Source organism: Acidovorax sp. MR-S7 (genome assembly GCF_000400995.2).
Taxonomy (GTDB): Bacteria; Pseudomonadota; Gammaproteobacteria; order Burkholderiales; family Burkholderiaceae_C; genus MR-S7.
In genome coordinates this window covers 224,143-244,400 of record NZ_DF238950.1, presented here as the reverse complement: position 1 = coordinate 244,400, position 20,258 = coordinate 224,143, and the positions used below count along the sequence as shown (strand labels likewise).

At 68.8% G+C, this 20,258-nt stretch carries 16 protein-coding genes and 1 pseudogene; 7 read left to right on the top strand and 10 right to left on the bottom strand.

Annotated elements, in window-relative coordinates; translation table 11 throughout:
* Positions 1–7 precede the first annotated feature (7 nt).
* From accB to AVS7_RS17300, 6 genes and pseudogenes are all read left to right on the top strand, one after another.
* Positions 8–463 (top strand): acetyl-CoA carboxylase biotin carboxyl carrier protein, encoded by a 456-nt coding sequence (gene accB / locus AVS7_RS17320; RefSeq protein ID WP_020230869.1) that lies wholly within the window; start codon positions 8–10, stop codon positions 461–463.
* A gap of 45 nt (positions 464–508) precedes the next feature.
* Complete coding sequence (gene accC / locus AVS7_RS17315; protein ID WP_020230868.1) at positions 509–1,858, top strand: acetyl-CoA carboxylase biotin carboxylase subunit; 1,350 nt, start codon at positions 509–511, stop codon at positions 1,856–1,858.
* An 85-nt stretch (positions 1,859–1,943) separates the two neighbouring features.
* Positions 1,944–2,834, top strand: coding sequence for a 50S ribosomal protein L11 methyltransferase (prmA, locus tag AVS7_RS17310; RefSeq protein ID WP_020230867.1), 891 nt, complete (start codon positions 1,944–1,946; stop codon positions 2,832–2,834).
* Positions 2,835–2,890: 56 nt separating this feature from the next.
* Positions 2,891–2,995: pseudogene (locus AVS7_RS25355) on the top strand (zinc-ribbon domain-containing protein); the annotation flags it as partial.
* A 333-nt stretch (positions 2,996–3,328) separates the two neighbouring features.
* A complete protein-coding gene (locus AVS7_RS25245; protein WP_234450031.1) occupies positions 3,329–4,003 on the top strand; it encodes a DUF3426 domain-containing protein in 675 nt (224 codons plus the stop codon).
* Positions 4,004–4,027: 24 nt separating this feature from the next.
* Positions 4,028–4,924, top strand: a complete 897-nt coding sequence (locus AVS7_RS17300; protein ID WP_020230865.1) for a carbohydrate kinase family protein — start codon at positions 4,028–4,030, stop codon at positions 4,922–4,924.
* Positions 4,925–4,993: 69 nt separating this feature from the next.
* Here AVS7_RS17300 and AVS7_RS17295 read toward each other — a convergent pair whose 3' ends face one another.
* From AVS7_RS17295 to AVS7_RS17260, 8 genes are all read right to left on the bottom strand, one after another.
* Positions 4,994–5,485: a hypothetical protein gene (locus AVS7_RS17295; protein WP_024001749.1), complete on the bottom strand. Its 492-nt coding sequence runs from the start codon at positions 5,483–5,485 to the stop codon at positions 4,994–4,996.
* A 183-nt stretch (positions 5,486–5,668) separates the two neighbouring features.
* The gene (locus AVS7_RS17290) at positions 5,669–6,862 is read right to left on the bottom strand and encodes a ribonucleotide-diphosphate reductase subunit beta (RefSeq protein ID WP_020230863.1); all 1,194 of its coding nucleotides are present in this window, start codon (positions 6,860–6,862) and stop codon (positions 5,669–5,671) included.
* Positions 6,863–7,004: 142 nt separating this feature from the next.
* Positions 7,005–9,914: a ribonucleoside-diphosphate reductase subunit alpha gene (locus AVS7_RS17285; protein WP_020230862.1), complete on the bottom strand. Its 2,910-nt coding sequence runs from the start codon at positions 9,912–9,914 to the stop codon at positions 7,005–7,007.
* 351 nt (positions 9,915–10,265) lie between these two features.
* Positions 10,266–10,856: a 1,6-anhydro-N-acetylmuramyl-L-alanine amidase AmpD gene (ampD, locus tag AVS7_RS17280; protein ID WP_020230861.1), complete on the bottom strand. Its 591-nt coding sequence runs from the start codon at positions 10,854–10,856 to the stop codon at positions 10,266–10,268.
* Complete coding sequence (locus tag AVS7_RS17275) at positions 10,840–12,321, bottom strand: sigma-54 dependent transcriptional regulator (RefSeq protein ID WP_020230860.1); 1,482 nt, start codon at positions 12,319–12,321, stop codon at positions 10,840–10,842. Before AVS7_RS17275 ends, ampD begins: the two co-directional genes overlap by 17 nt.
* Entirely contained in the window at positions 12,321–13,997 is a 1,677-nt protein-coding gene (locus AVS7_RS17270; RefSeq protein ID WP_034691909.1) for a PAS domain-containing sensor histidine kinase, read from the bottom strand. The genes AVS7_RS17275 and AVS7_RS17270 overlap by 1 nt, the downstream gene beginning before the upstream one ends.
* 11 nt (positions 13,998–14,008) lie before the next feature.
* Positions 14,009–14,245, bottom strand: coding sequence for a PP0621 family protein (locus tag AVS7_RS17265; protein ID WP_020230858.1), 237 nt, complete (start codon positions 14,243–14,245; stop codon positions 14,009–14,011).
* A complete protein-coding gene (locus tag AVS7_RS17260; RefSeq protein WP_020230857.1) occupies positions 14,242–15,039 on the bottom strand; it encodes an inner membrane protein YpjD in 798 nt (265 codons plus the stop codon). Before AVS7_RS17260 ends, AVS7_RS17265 begins: the two co-directional genes overlap by 4 nt.
* Positions 15,040–15,131: 92 nt before the next feature.
* On the opposite strand from AVS7_RS17260, the gene ffh reads away from it, so the two are divergent.
* The gene (gene ffh, locus AVS7_RS17255; protein ID WP_020230856.1) at positions 15,132–16,511 is read left to right on the top strand and encodes a signal recognition particle protein; all 1,380 of its coding nucleotides are present in this window, start codon (positions 15,132–15,134) and stop codon (positions 16,509–16,511) included.
* A gap of 119 nt (positions 16,512–16,630) precedes the next feature.
* On the opposite strand, the gene mdoH is transcribed toward ffh, so the two are convergent.
* The gene (mdoH, locus tag AVS7_RS17250; protein WP_020230855.1) at positions 16,631–18,673 is read right to left on the bottom strand and encodes a glucans biosynthesis glucosyltransferase MdoH; all 2,043 of its coding nucleotides are present in this window, start codon (positions 18,671–18,673) and stop codon (positions 16,631–16,633) included.
* Positions 18,674–18,854: 181 nt separating this feature from the next.
* Positions 18,855–20,255 carry a sigma 54-interacting transcriptional regulator gene (locus AVS7_RS17245; RefSeq protein WP_020230854.1) on the bottom strand — a complete coding sequence of 467 codons (1,401 nt, stop codon included), beginning with the start codon at positions 20,253–20,255 and terminating at the stop codon, positions 18,855–18,857.
* Positions 20,256–20,258 lie beyond the last annotated feature (3 nt).

The window sequence follows — 20,258 nt, the reverse complement described above, 5'->3', positions numbered from 1 at the left end:
AGCCCCCATGGATTTGCGAAAACTCAAGACCCTGATCGATCTGGTCTCCGAGTCGAATGTTTCCGAACTCGAGATCACCGAAGCCGAAGGCAAGGTGCGTATCGTCAAGGGTGGTGGCGCTGTCGTGCAGCAATTCGTTGCCGCGCCCGTGCAAGCACCCGTTGCCGCTCCCGCCACCGCTCCGGCCGCGCCCGTAGCCGAATCGCCCGCACCTGTTGCCGCCCCCACGGGGCATGTGGTGAAGTCGCCCATGGTGGGCACGTTCTACCGCGCGTCCAGCCCGGGGGCCAAGCCCTTCGTCGAGGTGGGCAGCCAGGTCAAGGAGGGCGAGACCATCTGCATCATCGAGGCTATGAAGATCCTCAACGAGATCGAGGCCGACAAGAGCGGCACGGTGACCCGCATACTGGGCGAGAACGGCCAGGCCGTCGAATACGGCCAGCCGCTGTTCGTGATCGAGTGACCCGCCCGATGAGTTTCCCAACCCCCGCCATGCGAGGGCCTGTTTATGTTTAAGAAGATCCTCGTCGCCAATCGCGGCGAAATCGCCCTGCGCATCCAGCGCGCCTGCCATGAGCTGGGCATCAAGGCCGTGATGGTCTATTCCGAGGCCGACCGCGACGCCAAGTACGTCAAGCTGGCCGAGGAAGCCGTGTGCATCGGCCCGGCGCCCTCGCCGCTGTCGTACCTGAACATGCCGGCCATCATCTCGGCGGCCGAGGTGACGGATGCCGAGGCCATCCACCCCGGCTACGGCTTCCTGTCGGAGAATGCCGACTTCGCCGAGCGCGTGGAAAAGAGCGGCTTCCAGTTCATCGGCCCCACGCCCGAGTCCATTCGCATGATGGGCGACAAGGTGTCGGCCAAGCAGGCCATGATCCGCGCGGGCGTGCCCTGCGTGCCTGGCTCCGACGGCGAGTTGCCCGACGATCCGGTGCAGATCCGCCGCATCGCCAAGAGCGTCGGCTACCCGGTGATCGTCAAGGCCGCCGGCGGTGGCGGCGGGCGCGGCATGCGCGTGGTGCACACCGAGGCCGCGCTGGTCAACGCCGTGCAGATGACCAAGGCGGAGGCACAGGCCGCCTTCGGCAACCCGGCCGTGTACATGGAGAAGTTCCTCCAGAACCCGCGCCACATCGAGATCCAGGTGCTGGCTGACAAGCACCGCAACGCCGTCTACCTGGGCGAGCGCGACTGCTCCATGCAGCGCCGCCACCAGAAGGTGATCGAGGAAGCGCCGGCGCCGGGCATTCCGCGCAAGCTCATCGAGAAGATCGGCGAGCGCTGCGTGGCCGCGTGCAAGAAGATCGGCTACCGCGGCGCGGGTACGTTCGAGTTCCTCTACGAGAACGGCGAGTTCTACTTCATCGAGATGAACACGCGCGTACAGGTGGAGCACCCGGTGACCGAGTGGATCACCGGCGTGGACATCGTGCGCACGCAGATCATGGTGGCCGCGGGCGAGAAGCTGCCGTTCACCCAGCGCCAGATCCAGATCCAGGGCCACGCCATCGAATGCCGCGTGAACGCCGAGGACCCCTACAAGTTCACCCCGTCGCCGGGCCGCATCACCATGTGGCATGCGCCGGGCGGTCCGGGCGTGCGCGTGGATTCGCATGCGTACACGAACTACTACGTGCCGCCGAACTACGATTCCATGATCGGCAAGATCATCGTCCATGGCGATACGCGCGAGCAGGCGCTGGCGCGCATGCGCACGGCGCTGGCCGAGACGGTGATCGAGGGCATCAACACCAACGTGCCGCTGCACCGCGAGCTGATGGTGGACGCCAACTTCGTGGCGGGCGGCACCAACATCCACTATCTCGAAGAGTGGCTGTCCCAGCGCAAGCGCTGAGCGGCCGCACCGAGCACCTGTACGCTGGCATCCGGAGACGGGTGCCAGCTTTTTTCATGGTTTGCATGCAAGGAGGGCGAGTCCCATGTTCGAGTTGAGCCTGCTGTGTCCCGAGGACCGGGTCGAGCCCCTGAGCGATGCGTTCGATGCGCTGGAGGCGCTGAGCGTGTCGGTGGAGGACGCCGACGCCCAGACCGATGCCGAACAGGCGCTGTTCGGCGAGCCGGGCATGCCTGCACCGCGCGACGGGTGGCAGCGCAGCCGCGTCACCGCGCTGTTCCCCACGCAGGCCGCTGCCGAGGAGGCGCAGCGGCTGCTGCAGGCGCAGGACTTCTTCGAGGGCTGTGCCGTGCTCGGCATCGCTGCCGTGCAGGAGCAGGACTGGGTGCGCCTCACGCAGTCGCAGTTTGCGCCCGTGGAGATCACCCCTGATTTCTGGATCGTGCCGACATGGCACGAGCTGCCGCAGGCGGCCCGCCGCAGCATCCGGCTGGACCCCGGCCTGGCATTCGGCACGGGCACGCATCCCACTACGCGCATGTGCCTGCGATGGATCGCCCGCCAGGAAGAAGGAGGCCGCTCGCTGGGCCGCGTGCTCGACTACGGCTGCGGCTCGGGCATCCTGGCCATCGGCGCGGCCAAGTTCGGCGCGCAGGACATCGATGCCGTGGACATCGATTCAGCGGCTGTCGAGGCCACGCGGCAGAATGCACAGGCCAACGGCGTGCAGGTGAACGCCGGGCTGCCCGAGCGTGCGCAGGGCGGCTACCAGACCGTTCTGGCCAATATCCTGGCCACGCCGCTCAAGGTGCTCGCGCCTTTGCTGTGCGCCCACGTGGCCCAGGGTGGAAGCCTGGTGCTCGCTGGCATCCTGGAGCGGCAGGCGCAGGAGCTGCAGGAGACCTATGCGCCCTGGCTGGCGCTGGAGGTGGCCGACAGCGAGGACGGCTGGATTCTCATGACTGCGCGCCGTTAGAACGGTGCATTCGCTTGCGGCGCGGGCGTGGGCACCCCACCTACAATCCACAGCCGATGAGCCAGATCACGCGCTGTCCCTTCTGCGAAACGTCCTTCAAGGTCGTCGCGGATCAGTTGCGCATATCGGATGGCTGGGTCCGCTGCGGGCAGTGCAAGCAGGTCTTCGATGCCTCCCAGCACTTGCACGCCGTGGAGCAGGCGCCCCTGTTGCCGGAGGTGCCGCTGGACGCATTGCGCCCGCTCCCGGCTCCTGCCACGCTGCACACCGTGCAGGTCTGGGGCAGTGCTCGGGTGCCTCTCCCGCCGGCAGACCCCGTGGAGCCGGCCGTTGCGGCACCCGAATCGGCCTCCTGGGCGCCGCCCGTCCCGCCGCTCCCGGCATGGCATGTGCCGCATCCGCGGGTTCCGTCTTTTCTGATCGCTGACGCCCCGCAGGAGAGCGCGGCGCCGCAGGCTGCTCCACCCGCAGAGTCCCTGCCTCCCCTGCCTTCCTTGCTGACGCATGAAGCCGTGGAGGACGATGTGCCGGAAACGGCCTCCTCCGTGGAGGAAGCGCCTGCCGCCGCATTGTCAGTGGAAGAGGCGCCTGCGTCATTGCCGGTGGAAGAAGAGGATGTGGAGCCCCAGGCTGCGGGCGAGTCCTTCGATGAGCCGGAATTCGTCAGGGCCGCGCACCGCAATGCCTTCTGGCGCCAGCCCGTGGTGCGTGCCGCCGTGTTGCTCGCCGCGGTGGTGCTGGCCTGCATGCTGGCCCTGCAGGTTGCGCTGCAGGAGCGCGATGCGCTGGCTGCACGGTATCCCGCCACGCGCCCCTGGCTGGCGGAACTGTGCGCGCGCCTGCATTGCGTGCTGGAGGCACCGCGCCGCATCTCCGCCGTCGTCATCGACAGCTCGTCGTTCGCCAAGGCGCGGGACGATGCCTCTGCCTACCAGTTGCAGGTGAGCCTCAAGAACACCTCGGCCACCGTGGTGGCCATGCCGGCGCTGGAACTCACGCTGACCGATGCGCAAGACCAGGCGGTGCTGCGTCGTGTGCTGCTGCCCGGCGATGTGGCCGCGCCTGCGGAGCTCGCGGCCGGCGGCATCTGGAACGGCACCGTGGCGGTGCGCATGGCGTCGAGCGCTGCGCAGGTGGCGGGCTACCGCATCCTGGCTTTCTATCCCTGAAACTTTTGTACTGGACCTTTTTCCATGGCGGCACTGATCTGCGGTTCCCTGGCATTCGACACCATCATGACCTTCGAGGGGCAGTTCGCCGAGCAGATACTGCCGCAGCAACTGCACATCCTGAACGTGTCTTTTCTCGTACCGTCGCTGCGCCGGGATTTCGGGGGCTGCGCGGGCAACATCGCTTACAGCCTTCGGCTGCTCGGGGGCGATCCCCGGCCCATGGCCATGCTGGGCAGCGATGGCGCCGACTACATGGCACGCCTTGCGCAACTGGGCATCGACACAGGCCTGATCGGACAGGTGGACGATACCTATACGGCCCAGGCCATGATCATGACCGACCGGGACAACAACCAGATCACCGCTTTCCACCCCGGGGCCATGATGCAGGCCCACCGCAACCGGGTCGCGGCGCACGCGGACCTGCGGGTCGGCATCATCGCGCCTGATGGGCGCGACGCGATGCTGCAGCACGCGGCGCAGATGGCCGAGGCGGGCATCCCCTTCGTCTTCGATCCGGGGCAGGGGCTGCCCATGTTCCAGGGCGAGGAGCTTCGGCGCTTCATCGAGCAGGCATCATGGGTTGCCGTGAACGACTATGAAGGCAAGATGCTGTGCGAACGCACGGGCTGGACGCTGGCGGAAATCTCGCACAAGGTGCGAGGTCTGGTCGTGACGCTGGGCGCCGAGGGCTGCGAAGTCTGGGAGCGTGGCGAGCGGGTGGTGGTGCCGCCCGTGGAGCCGGCGCAGGTCGTGGACCCGACGGGCTGTGGCGACGCATGGCGTGGCGCCTTGCTGTTCGGGCTAGAGCGGGGCTGGCCTCTGGTTCGCTGCGCCGCACTGGGCAACCGCATGGGCGCGCTCAAGATCGCACAGCGGGGCCCACAGAACTACGTCCTGGATTTCGACCCCGCCTGAAGGGAGCGGCCGGCCATAAAAAAACCCGGCGCAGAGCGCCGGGTCGTGGCCGATAGGCGCTAGATCGCCTTAGGGCTTGCCCCCGGTGGGGAAAGGCCAGGCAGCCTGCGGGTTCAGCGTGGTCTGCGCCGCAGGGGCAGGCGCGGCAGCGGGAGCCTTCACCGCCTTCTTGGCAGGTGCTGCCTTCTTGGGCGCGGCGGCGGCCTTCTTGGCAGGTGCTGCCGCCTTCTTGGCCGCTACGGCCTTCTTGGCAGGTGCTGTCGCCTTCTTGGCGGGCGCTGCCTTCTTGGCCGCTACGGCCTTCTTGGCAGGCGCTGCCGCCTTCTTGGCGGGCGCTGCCTTCTTGGCCGCTACGGCCTTCTTGGCAGGTGCTGCCGCCTTCTTGGCGGGCGCTGCCTTCTTGGCCGCTACGGCCTTCTTGGCAGGCGCTGCCGCCTTCTTGGCGGGTGCTGCCTTCTTGGCCGCTACGGCCTTCTTGGCAGGCGCTGCCGCCTTCTTTGCCGGGGCGGCTTTCTTTGCCGGGGCTGCCTTCTTCGCAGCGGGTTTCTTCGCAGTTGCCATCATTTTCTCCTTGGGTCGATTTGCAAAGAGCACTCCCGGCCTGCATTGGGCAGGGAGCGATCCATGGCAACAAGGCGATGCCCGCCGCCACGAATGCGGAAAACGCCCCAGGACCCCGGCACTCTCGTGGGTGCGGTCTGCAAGGAGCGTGGTTGAAAAATCATGGCCTGGATGGAAGGAAGGTCAGTCCCAGGACAGGGCTCCGCCGGACTGGTACTCGATGACGCGCGTCTCGAAGAAGTTGCGCTCCTTCTTCAGGTCGATCATCTCGCTCATCCAGGGGAAGGGGTTCTCTTCGTTCGGGAACAGCGCCTCCAGGCCGATCTGCGTGGCACGGCGGTTGGCGATGTAGCGCAGGTAGCCCTTGAACATCGAGGCGTTCATGCCGAGCACGCCGCGCGGCATGGTGTCTTCGGCGTAGCGGTATTCCAGGTCGACCGCCTTGAGGAACAGGCCCTTGACCTCTTCCTTGAATTCGGGCGTCCACAGGTGGGGGTTCTCCAGCTTGAGCTGGTTGATCAGGTCGATGCCGAAATTGCAGTGCATCGACTCGTCGCGCAGGATGTACTGGTACTGCTCGGCAGCGCCCGTCATCTTGTTCTGGCGGCCCAGCGCCAGGATCTGCGTGAAGCCCACGTAGAAGAACAGACCCTCCATCAGGCAGGCGAAGACGATCAGGCTCTTGAGCAGCGTCTGGTCATTCTCCGGCGTGCCGGTATGGAAGGACGGGTCCATGATCGCTTCGATGAACGGGATCAGGAACTGGTCCTTCTCGCGGATCGAGGCGACCTCGTTGTAGGCGTTGAAGATCTCGCCTTCGTCGAGTCCCAGCGATTCGACGATGTACTGGTAGGCGTGCGTGTGGATGGCTTCCTCGAAGGCCTGGCGCAGCAGGAACTGGCGGCATTCGGGCGCTGTGATGTGGCGGTAGGTGCCCAGCACGATGTTGTTGGCGGCCAGCGAATCGGCGGTCACGAAGAAGCCGAGGTTGCGCTTGACGATGCGGCGCTCGTCTTCCGTCAGGCCATTGGGGTCCTTCCACAACGCGATGTCGCGCGTCATGTTCACCTCTTGAGGCATCCAGTGGTTGGCACAGGTGGCGAGATACTTTTCCCAGGCCCACTTGTATTTGAAGGGCACCAGCTGGTTGACGTCCGTCTGGCCGTTGATGATGCGCTTGTCGACCGCGGAGACGCGGCGGTGTTGCGGATTCGCGGGGGCGGGCGCGGCGGCGGCGCGCGGTGTGGAGGCCTCGACGGTTTGCAGCGCGGGCTGCTGGAAAGCCGTGGGCGGAAGCTCCACCGGGCGGTCGTTGGAGAGACTGCCTTTCGGATGTTCTTGCGATGAGGGCTTGACTTCGTCGTCCCAGGTGAGCATAGGTTTTCCAGTGGTCGGATTATGGAAGCAGTGCTTCAAAATGGAAAGCACCAAAGCGTTGCTGCGCCGTGATTTGTTGCTTCATCACACATGCGGTGCGTGGGCGTTCATCGCTGGCCGCATGTGTGTGTGCGGCGCGGGCCTACTGGCAGGCTTCGCAGGTCGGATCGTCGATGGCGCAGAACTTCACGTCCGTTGCGGGCAGCGCTGCGGCCTGTGCCTGCGCCGCTGCCGCTGCGGCCTCGAGTGCACCGGACTTGCCGGCGTCGGTGCCCGACGACACGGCATTGAGCTGGCGCGTGTTCACGGTGCTCATCTCGACGTGCGTGGCGCTCTGCGTGCGCAGGTAGTACGTGGTCTTCAGACCCCGCACCCAGGCGAGCTTGTAGGTTTCGTCGAGCTTCTTGCCCGAGGCGCCAGCCATGTAGATGTTCAGGCTCTGCGCCTGATCGATCCACTTTTGCCGGCGTGCCGCGGCTTCGACCAGCCATGTGGGCGCGACCTCGAACGCGGTGGCGTACAGGGCCTTGACGTCCTGCGGTACGCGGTCGATGGGGTGCAGCGAGCCCTTGAAGTGCTTGAGGTCCATGACCATCACGTCGTCCCACAGGTCCAGGCGTTTGAGGTCGCGCACCAGGTACTGGTTGATGACGGTGAACTCGCCCGACAGGTTGGACTTGACGGACAGGTTGCCGAACGAGGGCTCGATGGAGGCGTCCACGCCGACGATGTTGGAGATGGTGGCGGTGGGGGCGATGGCCACGCAGTTGGAGTTGCGCATGCCGTCCTGGGCGATCTTGGCGCGCAGGGCATCCCAGTCCAGGCGCGTGGTGCGGTCCACTTCCACGGGGCCGCCGCGCTCCTGCTGCAGGAGCTGCAGCGAGTCCAGCGGCAGGATGCCGCGGGACCACAGGGAGCCCTGGTAGCTGGAATAGGTGCCGCGCTCCCGGGCGAGTTCGGTCGAGGCCCAGTAGGCGTAGTAGCAGATGGCTTCCATGGAGGCGTCGGCGAACTCCACGGCGGCTTCGCTCGCGTAGGGAATGCGCAGCTCGTACAGCGCGTCCTGGAAGCCCATCAGGCCCATGCCCACGGGGCGGTGGCGCATGTTGGAGTCGCGCGCCTTGTCCACGGCGTAGTAGTTGATGTCGATGACGTTGTCCAGCATGCGCATGGCCGTGGCCACGGTCTTGCGCAGCTTGTCGTGGTCGACGCTGCCGTCCTTGAGGTGGCGCGCGAGGTTCACCGAGCCCAGGTTGCACACCGCGGTCTCGGTGTCGCTGGTGTTGAGCGTGATCTCGGTGCACAGGTTGGACGAGTGCACCACGCCCACGTGCTGCTGCGGAGAGCGGATGTTGCACGGGTCCTTGAACGTGATCCAGGGGTGGCCGGTCTCGAACAGCATCGAGAGCATCTTGCGCCACAGATCCACGGCCGGGATGCGCTTGAAGAGCCGCAGCTCGCCGCTGTCGGCCTTGGCTTCGTAGGCGAGGTAGGCGCGCTCGAAGGCCTGGCCATACAGGTCGTGCAGCTCGGGCACGTCCGATGGGGAGAACAGCGTCCAGTGGCTCTTTTCCATCACCCGCTTCATGAAGAGGTCGGGAATCCAGTTGGCCGTGTTCATGTCGTGCGTGCGGCGGCGGTCGTCGCCGGTGTTCTTGCGCAGTTCCAGGAACTCCTCGATGTCCAGGTGCCAGGACTCCAGGTAGGTGCAGACGGCGCCCTTGCGCTTGCCGCCCTGGTTCACGGCCACGGCCGTGTCGTTGACCACCTTGAGGAAGGGCACGACGCCTTGGGATTCGCCGTTCGTGCCCTTGATGCGGGCACCCAGGGCGCGCACGCGCGTCCAGTCGTTGCCCAGGCCGCCCGCGAACTTGGACAGCAGGGCGTTTTCCTTGATGGATTCGTAGATGCCGTCCAGGTTGTCGGGCACCGTGGTCAGGTAGCAGCTCGACAGTTGCGAGCGCAGCGTACCGCTGTTGAACAGCGTGGGCGTGCTGCTCATGAAGTCGAAGGACGAGAGCAGCTCGTAGAACTCGATGGCGCGCGCGTTGCGGTCGTCCTCCTGCAGCGCCAGGCCCATGGCCACGCGCATGAAGAAGGACTGGGGCAGCTCGATGCGCGTCTTGCGCACGTGCAGGAAGTAGCGGTCGTACAGCGTCTGCAGGCCCAGGTAGTCGAACTGTTGGTCGCGCTCGGCCTTCAGCGCGGCAGCGAGGCGGGGCAGGTCGAAGTCGAGCAGGCGCGGGTCGAGCAACTCGTGCTCCACGCCCTTGTGGATGAATTCGGGGAAGTGCGCCGCATAGGCCGGGCCCATCTCGGCGGGCACGACGTCCTTGGCCAGCACCTCGCGCACGATGGTGTGCAGCAGCAGGCGCGCGGTGGCGTAGGTATAGCCCGGATCCTTCTCGATGAGAGTGCGCGCTGCGAGGATGGAGGCCTTGTACACCTCTTCCATGGGCACGCCGTCGTACAGGTTGCGCATGGTTTCCGCCACGATGGGCGTGGCCTGCACGTCGGTGCCCAGGTGGGCGCAGGCGGCTTCGATCAGGGACTGCAGCCGCAGCACGTCCAGCTCGACGCGCTGGCCGTTCTCCAGCACGTGCAGCGCTGCGGCCTGGGGCAGCAGTTGCTCCTGGCGCTGGGCGCGCTCCTGGGCGCGGCGCTCGCGGTAGAGCACGTAGGCGCGCGCGACCTCGTGGTGGCTGCCGCGCATGAGGCACAGCTCCACCTGGTCCTGCACGTCCTCGATGTGGAAGGTGCCGCCGTTCGGGCGCGAGCGCATGAGCGCACGCACCACGGTCTGGGTCAGCTCGTCCACCACGTCGCGCACGCTGGCGGAGGCCGCGCCCTGCGTGCCGTGCACCGCCAGGAAGGCCTTCATCATGGCCACGGCGATCTTTTGCGGCTCGAAAGGCACGACCGCGCCGTTGCGGCGGATGATCTGGTAGTGGGCGTACGGATGTTCCGGCGCGGCGCCCTGTTCTTCGCCCGTGGCGGGGGCGTGCGAGGGCCGTGCGGTGTCGGCGGCGGATGGATGAGGCGCAGCTTGCATGTATTCCTCTCTGGGTGTGGTCGGGAATGGCCAAGCGGGCTGGAACTGACCGCCGGGCACGAAGTGGCAGGCATCGCTGCACACTATATCTAGGGTGTCGGTAGGGTTCAAGACACTACCGGTAGTGTATCCGTGCCAGGTGCGCGCTGCGCCAAGATGCGTGACCGAATGTTGCTGGGCGGATGCCTTCACCGGCCTCCAGGCCCTTGGCGTGCTTGCGGGGAGCAGGTGCGGGCCAGCAACGGCGCGCGTTTCCCGGCCTTTGTCCGCCGAAAGCGCGGCCATGCCAGCGCCTGTGCCGGGTTGCCGGGATGCGGCCTGCGCGTCGTCAAAACCCTTTTTTCGGAAGGGTCAGTGGGTTCCAGGAGGCAGCAGGATGCCTGTGCCGGCGAATGCACTCCGCAGAGCATGCCAGTCGAACCCCGCTCCCGGATCGTGCTTGCGGCCGGGGGCGATGTGCTCGTGCCCGGCGAGATAGCGGATGGGGTAGCGCTGTGCGAGCGCCGTGCACAAGGTGCGCAGCGCAGCGTACTGCGCGGCTTCGAACCCGTGGCCCTCCAGGCCTTCGAGCTCGATGCCGACGGAGTCGTCGTTGCAGGCGCCGCGGCCCCGGTAGTGCGAGGGCCCTGCGTGCCAGGCGCGCTGGTCGCAGTCCACGTATTGCCAAAGGGCGCCCTGCCGGGTGACGAAGAAGTGGGACGACACCTGCAGTCCGCGGATCTGCCCGTAGTAGGGGTGCGCGTCCCAGTCGAGCTGGTTGGTGAACAGGTCGTGCACGCCGGTGCCGCCGTATTGGCCTGGCGGCAGGCTGATCGAGTGCACCACGATCAGGTCGATCTCGGCGCCTGCGGGCCGGGGGCCGAAGTTGGGCGATGCGGCGTGGCGCGCGGGGCGGTACCACCCGCCGCTCCACAGGGGCTGCCGCTCACTCCGTCTCGCCATGGCTGTCGCCGTCCTGGGGCACGGCGATATTCAGCCGGTCGATGCGGTAGCGGATCTGGCGCAGGCTGATGCCCAGCCGCGCTGCGGTGGCCGTGCGGTTGAAGCCGGCCTCGCGCAGCGCACGCACCAGGATCTCGCGCTCCTGCTGGTCCAGCCAGGCCTGCAGGTCGTGGGGCAGCGGCATGTCGGCCGTCACGACGGAGCTGGCGGGGCTGGCGGCGGGTCGTGCCTGCCCTGCCGGCAGGGGGCAGAAGGGCGGTGCCTCGCTGGCGCATTCGAGCTGCAGCTCGCCGCCGTCGCTCAGCGCGACGGCACGGTGCAGCAGGTTCTCCAGCTCGCGGACGTTGCCGGTGAGCGGGTGCTGGGCGATGCGCTGGAGCGCGGCGTCGGTCAGCCGGGGCGGCGTGATGCCGGACTCGTGCGCGATGCGCGCCAGCAGGGCCTCGCACAGCGCGGGCAGGTCTTCGCGCCGCTCGCGCAGCGGGGGGATCAGCAGCTCGATCACGTTGAGCCGGTAGTACAGGTCCTGGCGGAACCGTCCGGCCTGCACGTCCGCCGCCAGGTCGCGGTGCGTGGCGCTGACGATGCGCACGTCCACCGGTTCTTCCTGCGTGGAGCCCAGCGGGCGCACGCTGCGCTCCTGGATGGCGCGCAGCAGCTTGGACTGCATGGCCAGGGGCAGGTCGCCGATCTCGTCGAGGAACAGCGTGCCGCCCCGGGCTGCCTGGAAGTAGCCGTCACGGTCTTGCGTGGAGCCGGTGTACGAGCCCTTGCGCGCACCGAAGAATTCCGCCTCGAGCAGGTTTTCGGGAATCGCGCCGCAATTGACGGCGACGAGCGGCCCGTCCGCGCGCTGGCTGCTGGCGTGCAGGGCGCGCGCCACCAGCTCCTTGCCCGTGCCCGATTCGCCGTGGATGAGCACCGGCGCCATGCTGCGCGCCACCTTGGCGATGCGCTGCTTCACGTTGCGCATGGGTTCGGAGTCGCCGATGAGGCCTTGCAGCGCAGGGTCCTGCGTTTCTGTCCACGTGCTGGAGGCCGGGGGGTGGCCGGGCCGGGGCGCACGCGGCTGCAGCACGCCGCCCATGCCTTGCACCGCCGAGGCCACGACGGCGCGGAACTGCTTCAGATCCACCGGCTTGGTCAGGTAGTCGAACGCGCCCGAGCGCAGCGCCTCCACGGCGTTCTCGGCCGAGCCGTAGGCGGTCATGACCACGCAGCGCTCGCGGCGCTGCTGGTCGCGCAGGTCGCGCAGCAGTTCCATGCCGAAGCCGTCGGGCAGGCGCATGTCGGTGATCACCGCATCGAAGCGCTGCACCTGCAGCTGCTGGCGCGCCTCGCTCACGCTGGCGGCGGTCTCCACGCGGTAGCCTTCGCGCAGCAGCGTCAGCTCGTACAGCGTGCGCAGGTCGGGCTCGTCGTCCACGACGAGGATGGAGGCATTGGCGGTGGCGGAGGCAGACATCAGACCACGATTGTGTCAAACAGCGAAGCGGTGGTGTCCGCGGGCCGGCTGGTGCCGCGGAACGTGACGGTGAAGGCGTTGCCCGGCACCGGGCCGCGCGCCAGGTGCCGGGTGATGCGCTGGTAGCCGATGGAGGCGCCGTGGCGCTGGCACAGCTCGCGGCAGATGTACAGGCCCAGGCCGCTGGAGCGGCTCTCCGACGAGAAGAAGGGCTCGAACAGGTGCCGCTCCACCGACTTGTCCAGCGGTGCGCCATCGCTCCAGACCTGCAGGCCCGCCTTGCCGCCGGCGGTGGCGCGCGTGGTGATGTAGAGCGAATCGGGCTCGGGGCCCATGTAGCGCAGGGCGTTGTCCAGCAGGTTCACCAGCACGCGCCGCAGGTGCTCGGGGTCGAACTCGACCTGCGCGGCGCCCGCGTCCAGCACCAGCTGCGCCCGGCGCCGCGCGGGGTCGTGCGACTGCCAGTCCTGCCATGCCTGCAGCACCATGGCGTCCAGCGCCAGGGTGGTGGAGGCGCTGTGGCTGATCTGGTGCTGCACGCGGGCGATGTCGAGCACATCCTCCGTGATGCGCACGAGGCGTTCGGCGTTCTGCCGCACCATGTGCGACAGGCGCTTGTGGCCGGGGTCGGTCAGTTCCTCGTCCAGTAGCTCGTTGGCCTGGGCGATGGCCGCCAGCGGGTTGCGGATCTCGTGCGCGACCGCCGCCGACATGCGGCCCATGGCGGCGAGCTTTTCCGTGCGCAGCCGCGCTTCCATCTCGCGCAGGTCGTGCAGGAACATCACGCACAGCGGCTCACCGTCCTCCGCTGCGCCGGCGGTGAGCCAGGCGCGCACGCGCAGCCCCATGGGGCTCTGGCTCTCGTGGAGGATGCTCAGGTCGGCGGTCTGCGGCTGCGCCCGGACGAATGCATGGTGCGCCAGCTCCGCCAGCGGCTTCCATGCGGGCGCGTCCGCCAGCACGAAGGGCACGCGGGCCTGCGCCTCGCTGCCCAGCAGCTGCAGCGCCGCAGGGTTGGCCAGGCGCACCAGCCCCGCGCGGTCCAGCACCAGCACGCCGTCGGCCACGTGCTGGATGACCAGGGCACTCACCGCCGTCTGGGTGCGCGCGTCCATCTGGCTGCGGTGCGCCACCTGCTGCTCGCTCGTCAGCCGGGTGGCCAGCTGGTGCACGAGGTAGGCGACGATGAAGTAGCCGGTGCCGGTCAGGGCCGTCTGCAGGTAGCGCTGGGTGTTGTCCGCGCCGCTTTGCTCGCCCAGCCACCAGGCCCAGGCCAGCAGCAGCAGCGTGACCCCGGCGGTGGTGCCCAGCGCCAGGGTCAGCGTGCCCAGCACGCCCGCCATCAGGATGGGCAGGCCGAAGAGGGGCGTGAAGTTCATCGCGCCCGATTGCTGCAGCCACTGCAGGCTGCTGACCAGCAGGATGTCCACGCCGATGGAGGGCAGCCACTGGATGCCGGGCTGCGGGTTTGGCGGGGCGTGCCGCGCGAGGATGCGCAGCGCTGCAGTGGCCACGAGGTAGCCGAAGCTGGTGGCCAGCAGCGCGGGCTCGCCCTGTTGGTTGAGCGCCAGGCCCAGCAGCTGCAGCGCCAGCAGGGCCAGCGCCACCATGACGCGCGCCGTCAGGAAACCGGTCCACAGGCGCAGGAAGGGGGTGTTGTCGGTGGCTGCGGGCATGGCGTGGCCGCTCACGCCGATGCATCCTGGTCGCGGTGGGCCGGGCAGCAGTAGCTGCGCGCGCCCTTGCGCAGCGCTTCGCTTTGCGGCACGTGCAGGCCGCAGTGCGCGCAGGTCACCATGTCCTGCGGCGCGGCGCGGGGGCCGACGGCGGGCGGGCGGGGCGTTTTCTCGGGAGGCAGGCTGCGCTGGCTGCGCCAGATGGCGTAGACGACGGCCAGCACCGCGAAGAGGACGAGGTATTTCATGCGCCGCGCCCCAGGACGACCTCCAGCACGAAGCGCGAGCCCACGTAGGCCAGCAGCAGCAGCGCCGCGCCCGCGTAGAGCACGCGCACGGCGCTGCGCCCGCGCCAGCCGAAGCGCGAGCGCCCGAGCAGCAGCACGGCGAACGTGATCCAGGCCAGCAGCGAGAAAATGGCCTTGTGGTCCCAGCGCCAGGCGCGGCCGTAGAGCTGCTCGCCGAAGGCCCAGCCCGCGACCAGCGTGGCCGACAGCAGCACGAAGCCCGCCATGACGAAGCGGAAGGTGAGGCGCTCCAGCGTCAGCAGCGGAATGCCGCTCTGGGAGTCCGCTGCCAGGCGGATCTGCCGCTCGGCACGGCCCATGAGCCAGGCGTGGACCACGGCCGCCGCGAACAGCCCGTAGCAGGCGATGCCCAGCGTGAGGTGCAGCGGCAGCCAGGGCGAGGCCGTGCCGTGCAGCGGCAGGCCGGGGAAGGCGGCGGCCGCGAGCACCGCGATGCCGCCCAGCGCGGACAGGGCCCAGCGCGCGCGCATCTGCGGGAACAGCTGGCGCTCCACCGCATAGGTGGTGAGCACCAGCCAGGCCGTCATCGACAGCGCGGGGGCGAAGCCGAAGTGCGGCGTGCCGTCCAGCAGCAGCCCCCAGGCCAGCGCGGCGGCGTGCAGCACCCAGGCGGGTGCCATGGCCAGGCGGCCGGCGGCGCCGGCGCGCGGCGCCAGCGCCGCGGGAAGCACGTAGGCCACGGCGGTGGCCAGTGCCAGCAGCCAGCCGAGCGGAGATGCACTGGGTAAAATCATAGACTTCGCAGTTTAGCCGCCCACCATGCTGTTGACGGGGCGGCCGCCGGCACGGCGCTGCGCCCGTGCCGATGCATCTGGAGCACTTTTCCATGGCCTCCGCGCTCACCGACAAACTCACCCGTCTCGTCAAGGAGATGCGCGGCCAGGCCCGCATCACCGAATCCAACGTGCAGGACATGCTGCGCGAGGTGCGCATGGCGCTGCTCGAAGCCGACGTGGCCCTGCCCGTGGTGCGCGACTTCATCGCGCGCGTCAAGGAGAAAGCTCTGGGCCAGGAGGTGCTGGGCAGCCTGAAGCCCGGCCAGGCGCTGGTGGGCATCGTCAACAAGGAGCTCGCTGCCACCATGGGCGAGGGCGTGGCCGACATCAACCTCAACGCCCAGCCGCCCGCCGTCATCCTGATGGCTGGCCTGCAGGGCGCGGGCAAGACCACGACCACGGCCAAGCTGGCCAAGCACCTGCAGGAAAAGCGCAAGAAGAAGGTGCTCACCGTCTCGGGCGACGTGTACCGCCCGGCGGCCATCGAGCAGCTCAAGACCGTCACCAGGCAGGCCGGCGCCGAGTGGTTCCCCAGCACGCCCGACCAGAAGCCGCGCGATATCGCCACCGCCGCGCTGGACTACGCGAAGAAGCACTACTTCGACGTGCTGCTGGTCGACACCGCCGGCCGCCTGGCCATCGACGAGGTGCTGATGCGCGAGATCCAGGACCTGCACGCGGTGCTGAACCCGGTCGAGACGCTGTTCGTGGTCGATGCCATGCAGGGTCAGGACGCGATCAACACCGCCAAGGCCTTCAAGGAGGCGCTGCCGCTGACCGGCATCGTGCTCACCAAGCTGGACGGCGACTCGCGCGGCGGCGCGGCCCTGTCGGTGCGGCAGGTGACGGGCGCGCCCATCAAGTTCGCCGGCGTGTCCGAGAAGATCGACGGCCTGGAGGTGTTCGACGCCGAGCGCCACGCGGGCCGCATCCTGGGCATGGGCGACATCGTGGCGCTGGTCGAGCAGGTCACGGCCGGCGTGGACCTGGAAGCCGCGCAGAAGCTCGCCGCCAAGGTCAAGAGCGGCGACGGGTTCGACCTCAACGACTTCCTGGCCCAGCTCCAGCAGATGAAGCAGATGGGCGGGCTGTCCAGCCTCATGGACAAGCTGCCCTCGGAACTCACGGCCAAGGCCGGCCAGGTGGACATGGACAAGGCCGAGCGCGACATCCGCCGCAAGGAAGGCATCATCTGCAGCATGACCGCGCTCGAGCGCCGCAAGCCCGACCTCATCAAGGCCACGCGCAAGAAGCGCATCGCCGCCGGCGCGGGCGTGCAGGTGCAGGACGTCAACCGCCTGCTCAACGAGTTCAGTCAGATGCAGGGCATGATGAAGAAGATGAAGGGCGGCGGCCTGATGAAGATGATGAAGAAGCTCGGCGGCATGAAGGGCGGGCTGCCCGGCATGGGCGGCATGCCGCGGTTCTAGATACAGCTGCGGTAGCTCTCAAAAAAGGAGCTGCTTGCGCTTGCTAATCCTGGTTTTCAGATAGAAAACTATCTGAAGCCGGCTTGTAGCAAGCGCAAGCAGCTCCTTTTTTTGATGCTTCAGGCCGCCTTCAGTGCGGGCTGCGCGAACTGGTGGGCATGCAGCCGGGCCCGGCGCAGCACGTGCGGGGACCAGGCCTCTTCCGGGATCAGCAGCAGCCGGCGCGTGCGCGCGGCCTCGCCCAGGCGGATCTGGCTGGTCACCACCGCCAGCGGGATGGCCAGCGCCAGCGGCAGGCCCACGGGCAGCAGCCAGACCAGCGCGCTGCCGTCGATGAACGCGATGCCGGCGGCCAGCAGGCCCACCACGGCGGTCATCGGCGCCAGCCGGGCAGCGGCCTCGCGCCAGGGCACGGCGGCCGCTTCGCGCGGAGGAGACTTCCATTCCAGCTTCAGGCCGGTGAGCGCCACCAGCACGAACAGCGAGTGCGCCAGCATGCGGATGGGCGCCTGCAGGATGGCCAGCACGCTCTCCAGCAGGGCGCTGCGCAGCAGGGCGAAGGTGCCGCCGTAGCGGCGCTGCTCGCCGCGCAGCAGCACGGCGGCCACGCCCAGCACGCGCGGCAGGAACAGCATGCACAGCGTCCATGCCCACAGGGCGAGCAGCTCGCCGGGCAGAACGGACCAGCTCGCCACCAGCGGCGCGCCCGACAGCCACAGGGCCGTGCCGAAGGTGATGAAGGCCAGCCACAGCGGTGCCGACAGGTAGGACATGGCGCCCGTGGCGAACATGGCGCGGTGCACGGGGTGCATGCCGGGCTCGGCCATCAGGCGGGCGTTCTGCAGGTTGCCCTGGCACCAGCGGCGGTCGCGCTGCAGTTCGGCCAGCAGGTCGGGCGGCTGCTGCTCGTAGCTGCCCACGAGGTCGGCGGCCAGCCACACGTGGTAGCCCGCGCGGCGCATGAGCGCGGCCTCGACGAAGTCGTGCGACAGGATGCCGCCGGCCAGGCCCCCCTTGCCCTGGATGGGCGCGAGCGCGCAATGCTCCATAAACGGCTCCACGCGGATGATGGCGTTGTGGCCGAAGTAGTGCGACTCGCCCAGCTGCCAGAACTGCATGCCCAGCGTGAACAGGCGCCCGGTGACGCGCGAGGCGAACTGCTGCGCGCGTGCATGCAGCGTGACGTGGCCCACGGCCTGCGTGGCGGTCTGGATGATGCCGGCGCGCGGGTGGGCTTCCATGAGCTGGGCGAGGGTGACGATGCACTCGCCGCTCATCACGCTGTCGGCGTCGAGCACCACCATGTAGCGGTAATCCTTGCCCCAGCGGCGGCAGAAGTCGGCCACGTTGCCGGCCTTGCGGTGCGTGCGGCGCGCGCGCAGGCGGTAGTACACCTCCACCTGGGGGCGGCCGGTGTCCTGCGCGCCCTGGGCGGCGAGAGCCGAGCGCAGCTCCTCCCAGGCGGTGCGCTCGGCGGCGGCGACCTGCGGGTCGGAGGTGTCGGACAGCACGAACACGTCGAACGTGCCGCCGTGGCCCGTGGCCGCCACCGATTCGCAGGTGGCGCGCAGCCCGGCAAAGACGGTGGCTACGTCCTCGTTGCAGATCGGCATGACGATGGCGGTGCGCGCATCGGGGCTCAGGCCGTGGCCGGCCACGCTGCGCGCCGACAGCGCGTGCGGGTCGCCGCGCAGCATCACCCAGGCGCCCATGACGGCGGTGGTGAAGCCGCTCACCACCCAGGCGGACAGCAGCGCGAACAGCGCCAGCTGGCCGTATTCGAGCCAGGCGCTGTCGTAGGCGGGCTGCACCTGCGCGAACAGGGCGGTGGCCGCCGCGCTGCACAGCAGCGTGAAGGCCAAAAACACCTGCCGGCGCCGCTGCGCGGCGTCCTGCCAGGGCGCGCGCGGGGCGGTGTCGCTGGCAGTGGCCTTGCGGCCGGTCAGGCGCATGAGCATCGCGGTGCCGATGCTGTTCCAGAAGCCCCGCCACGGCTGCGGCGCCATGGAACCGCGGTGCACGGGCGGTGCGGTGACGGCGTTGGGGTGGCGCTCTTCGCGCAGCAGGCTGCGCTGCGAGACCACGGGCCGCGGATAGCTGGCGCCACGGCGCGCCACGGCGGCAGGGCGGTAGGGCTGGGAGGAGGTGGCGGTCTTGTGCATGCTGGCGATAGGGCAAACCCTGTGCCAGCCTGAAAAAAACCTTGCGTATCAATGGCTTGGGGCGGCTTCGTGCTGTAAGCGCATGTACAGCGGCCTGCTGGGGCCCTGAATGCCGTCCTTTTGTCGCCAAAGGGCGACGCCTTGCCGCGGGCGGAGCCGGGAAACCAGCCAGATCAAGGACTTAGCCCTGTCGCTCTTCGGCGACAGGCGGGCCTGCGTCCCCTTCGCCCTTGAAATGCCCGGGCGTCAGCCCGTGCTTTTGCAGCAGGCGGTAGAACTCGGTGCGGTTGCGCTGGGCGAGCCGCGCCGCGTCGGCCACGCTGCCGTCGGTCATCTTGAGCAGGTCCACGAGGTAGCCGCGCTCGAAGCGCTGGCGCGCCTCGGCCAGGCTGAGCACCTGCACCGTGGGCGTGCGCAGCGCGCGCTGCACCAGGGTAAGCGGCACCAGCGGCGTGGTGGACAGCGCGCACGCCTGCTCGACCACGTTGTAGAGCTGGCGCACGTTGCCGGGCCAGGGCGCGGCGGCCAGGGCCTTGAGCGCTTCGGGCGAGAAGCCCGACAGGCGCTTGCCGTACTTGGCGGCCAGCGTGTGCAGGAAGTGGTTGGCCAGCAGCGGGATGTCCTCGCGCCGCTCGGCCAGCGTGGGAAGCTGCAGCGTGACCACGTTCAGGCGGTAGAACAGGTCTTCGCGGAACAGGCCCGCGGCCATGGCCTCTTCCAGGTCGCGGTGCGTGGCGGAGATGATGCGCACGTCCACGGCCGTGGCCTGGGCCGCGCCCACGGGGCGCACCGCGCGCTCCTGCAGCACGCGCAGCAGCTTGACCTGCAGCGCCAGCGGCATGTCGCCGATCTCGTCGAGCAGCAGCGTGCCGCCGTCGGCTGCCTGGAACAGGCCCTTGTGGTGGCTCACCGCGTCGGTGAACGCGCCCTTGACGTGGCCGAACAGCTCGGACTCCAGCAGCGCCTCGGGAATGGCGCCGCAGTTCACCGCCACGAAGGGCCGCGCGGCGCGCGGGCTGGCGCGGTGGATAGCGCGCGCCAGCAGCTCCTTGCCGCTGCCGCTATCGCCCAGCAGCAGCACGCTGGCGTCCGAGCGCGCCACCATGTGCGCCTCGGCCAGCAGGTCGGCCATGCGCGCGGAGCGGCTGACGATGGCGCTGCGCCAGGTTTCGCTGGCGTGCGGGCTGGCGGGAGCCGGGGCGCTCAGCGCCAGGGCCTGCTGCACCTTGTCCAGCAGCTCCTGCGCGTCGTAGGGCTTGGTGAGGTAGGTGAACACGCCGCGCGCCGTGGCCTCCACCGCGTCGGGGATGGTGCCGTGGGCCGTGAGCAGGATCACCGGCAGCGCGGGGTGGCGCGTGCGCACCTCGTCGAACAGGGCCAGCCCGTCGCGGCCGGGCAGGCGCACGTCGCTCAGCACGAGCTGCGGGCGCGCCAGCTCCAACTGGGCCAGGGCCTCCTCGGCGGAGCCGGCGGTGGTGATCTCGTAGCCGCTGGCGGCCAGACGCAGCGACAGCAGGCGCAGCATGTCGGCGTCGTCGTCCACGACGAGGATGCGGGGCTTGTGCGCGTGGGTGTTGGGCATGGC

Excerpts from the sequence above, each read along its gene's own strand:
- accB (WP_020230869.1), top strand. The coding sequence starts at position 8 with ATGGATTTGCGAAAACTCAAGACCCTGATCGATCTGGTCTCCGAGTCG.
- accC (WP_020230868.1), top strand. The coding sequence starts at position 509 with ATGTTTAAGAAGATCCTCGTCGCCAATCGCGGCGAAATCGCCCTGCGC.
- prmA (WP_020230867.1), top strand. The coding sequence starts at position 1,944 with ATGTTCGAGTTGAGCCTGCTGTGTCCCGAGGACCGGGTCGAGCCCCTG.
- AVS7_RS17300 (WP_020230865.1), top strand. The coding sequence starts at position 4,028 with ATGGCGGCACTGATCTGCGGTTCCCTGGCATTCGACACCATCATGACC.
- AVS7_RS17295 (WP_024001749.1), bottom strand. The coding sequence starts at position 5,485 with ATGGCAACTGCGAAGAAACCCGCTGCGAAGAAGGCAGCCCCGGCAAAG.
- AVS7_RS17290 (WP_020230863.1), bottom strand. The coding sequence starts at position 6,862 with ATGCTCACCTGGGACGACGAAGTCAAGCCCTCATCGCAAGAACATCCG.
- AVS7_RS17285 (WP_020230862.1), bottom strand. The coding sequence starts at position 9,914 with ATGCAAGCTGCGCCTCATCCATCCGCCGCCGACACCGCACGGCCCTCG.
- ampD (WP_020230861.1), bottom strand. The coding sequence starts at position 10,856 with ATGGCGAGACGGAGTGAGCGGCAGCCCCTGTGGAGCGGCGGGTGGTAC.
- AVS7_RS17275 (WP_020230860.1), bottom strand. The coding sequence starts at position 12,321 with ATGTCTGCCTCCGCCACCGCCAATGCCTCCATCCTCGTCGTGGACGAC.
- AVS7_RS17270 (WP_034691909.1), bottom strand. The coding sequence starts at position 13,997 with ATGCCCGCAGCCACCGACAACACCCCCTTCCTGCGCCTGTGGACCGGT.
- AVS7_RS17265 (WP_020230858.1), bottom strand. The coding sequence starts at position 14,245 with ATGAAATACCTCGTCCTCTTCGCGGTGCTGGCCGTCGTCTACGCCATC.
- AVS7_RS17260 (WP_020230857.1), bottom strand. The coding sequence starts at position 15,039 with ATGATTTTACCCAGTGCATCTCCGCTCGGCTGGCTGCTGGCACTGGCC.
- ffh (WP_020230856.1), top strand. The coding sequence starts at position 15,132 with ATGGCCTCCGCGCTCACCGACAAACTCACCCGTCTCGTCAAGGAGATG.
- mdoH (WP_020230855.1), bottom strand. The coding sequence starts at position 18,673 with ATGCACAAGACCGCCACCTCCTCCCAGCCCTACCGCCCTGCCGCCGTG.
- AVS7_RS17245 (WP_020230854.1), bottom strand. The coding sequence starts at position 20,255 with ATGCCCAACACCCACGCGCACAAGCCCCGCATCCTCGTCGTGGACGAC.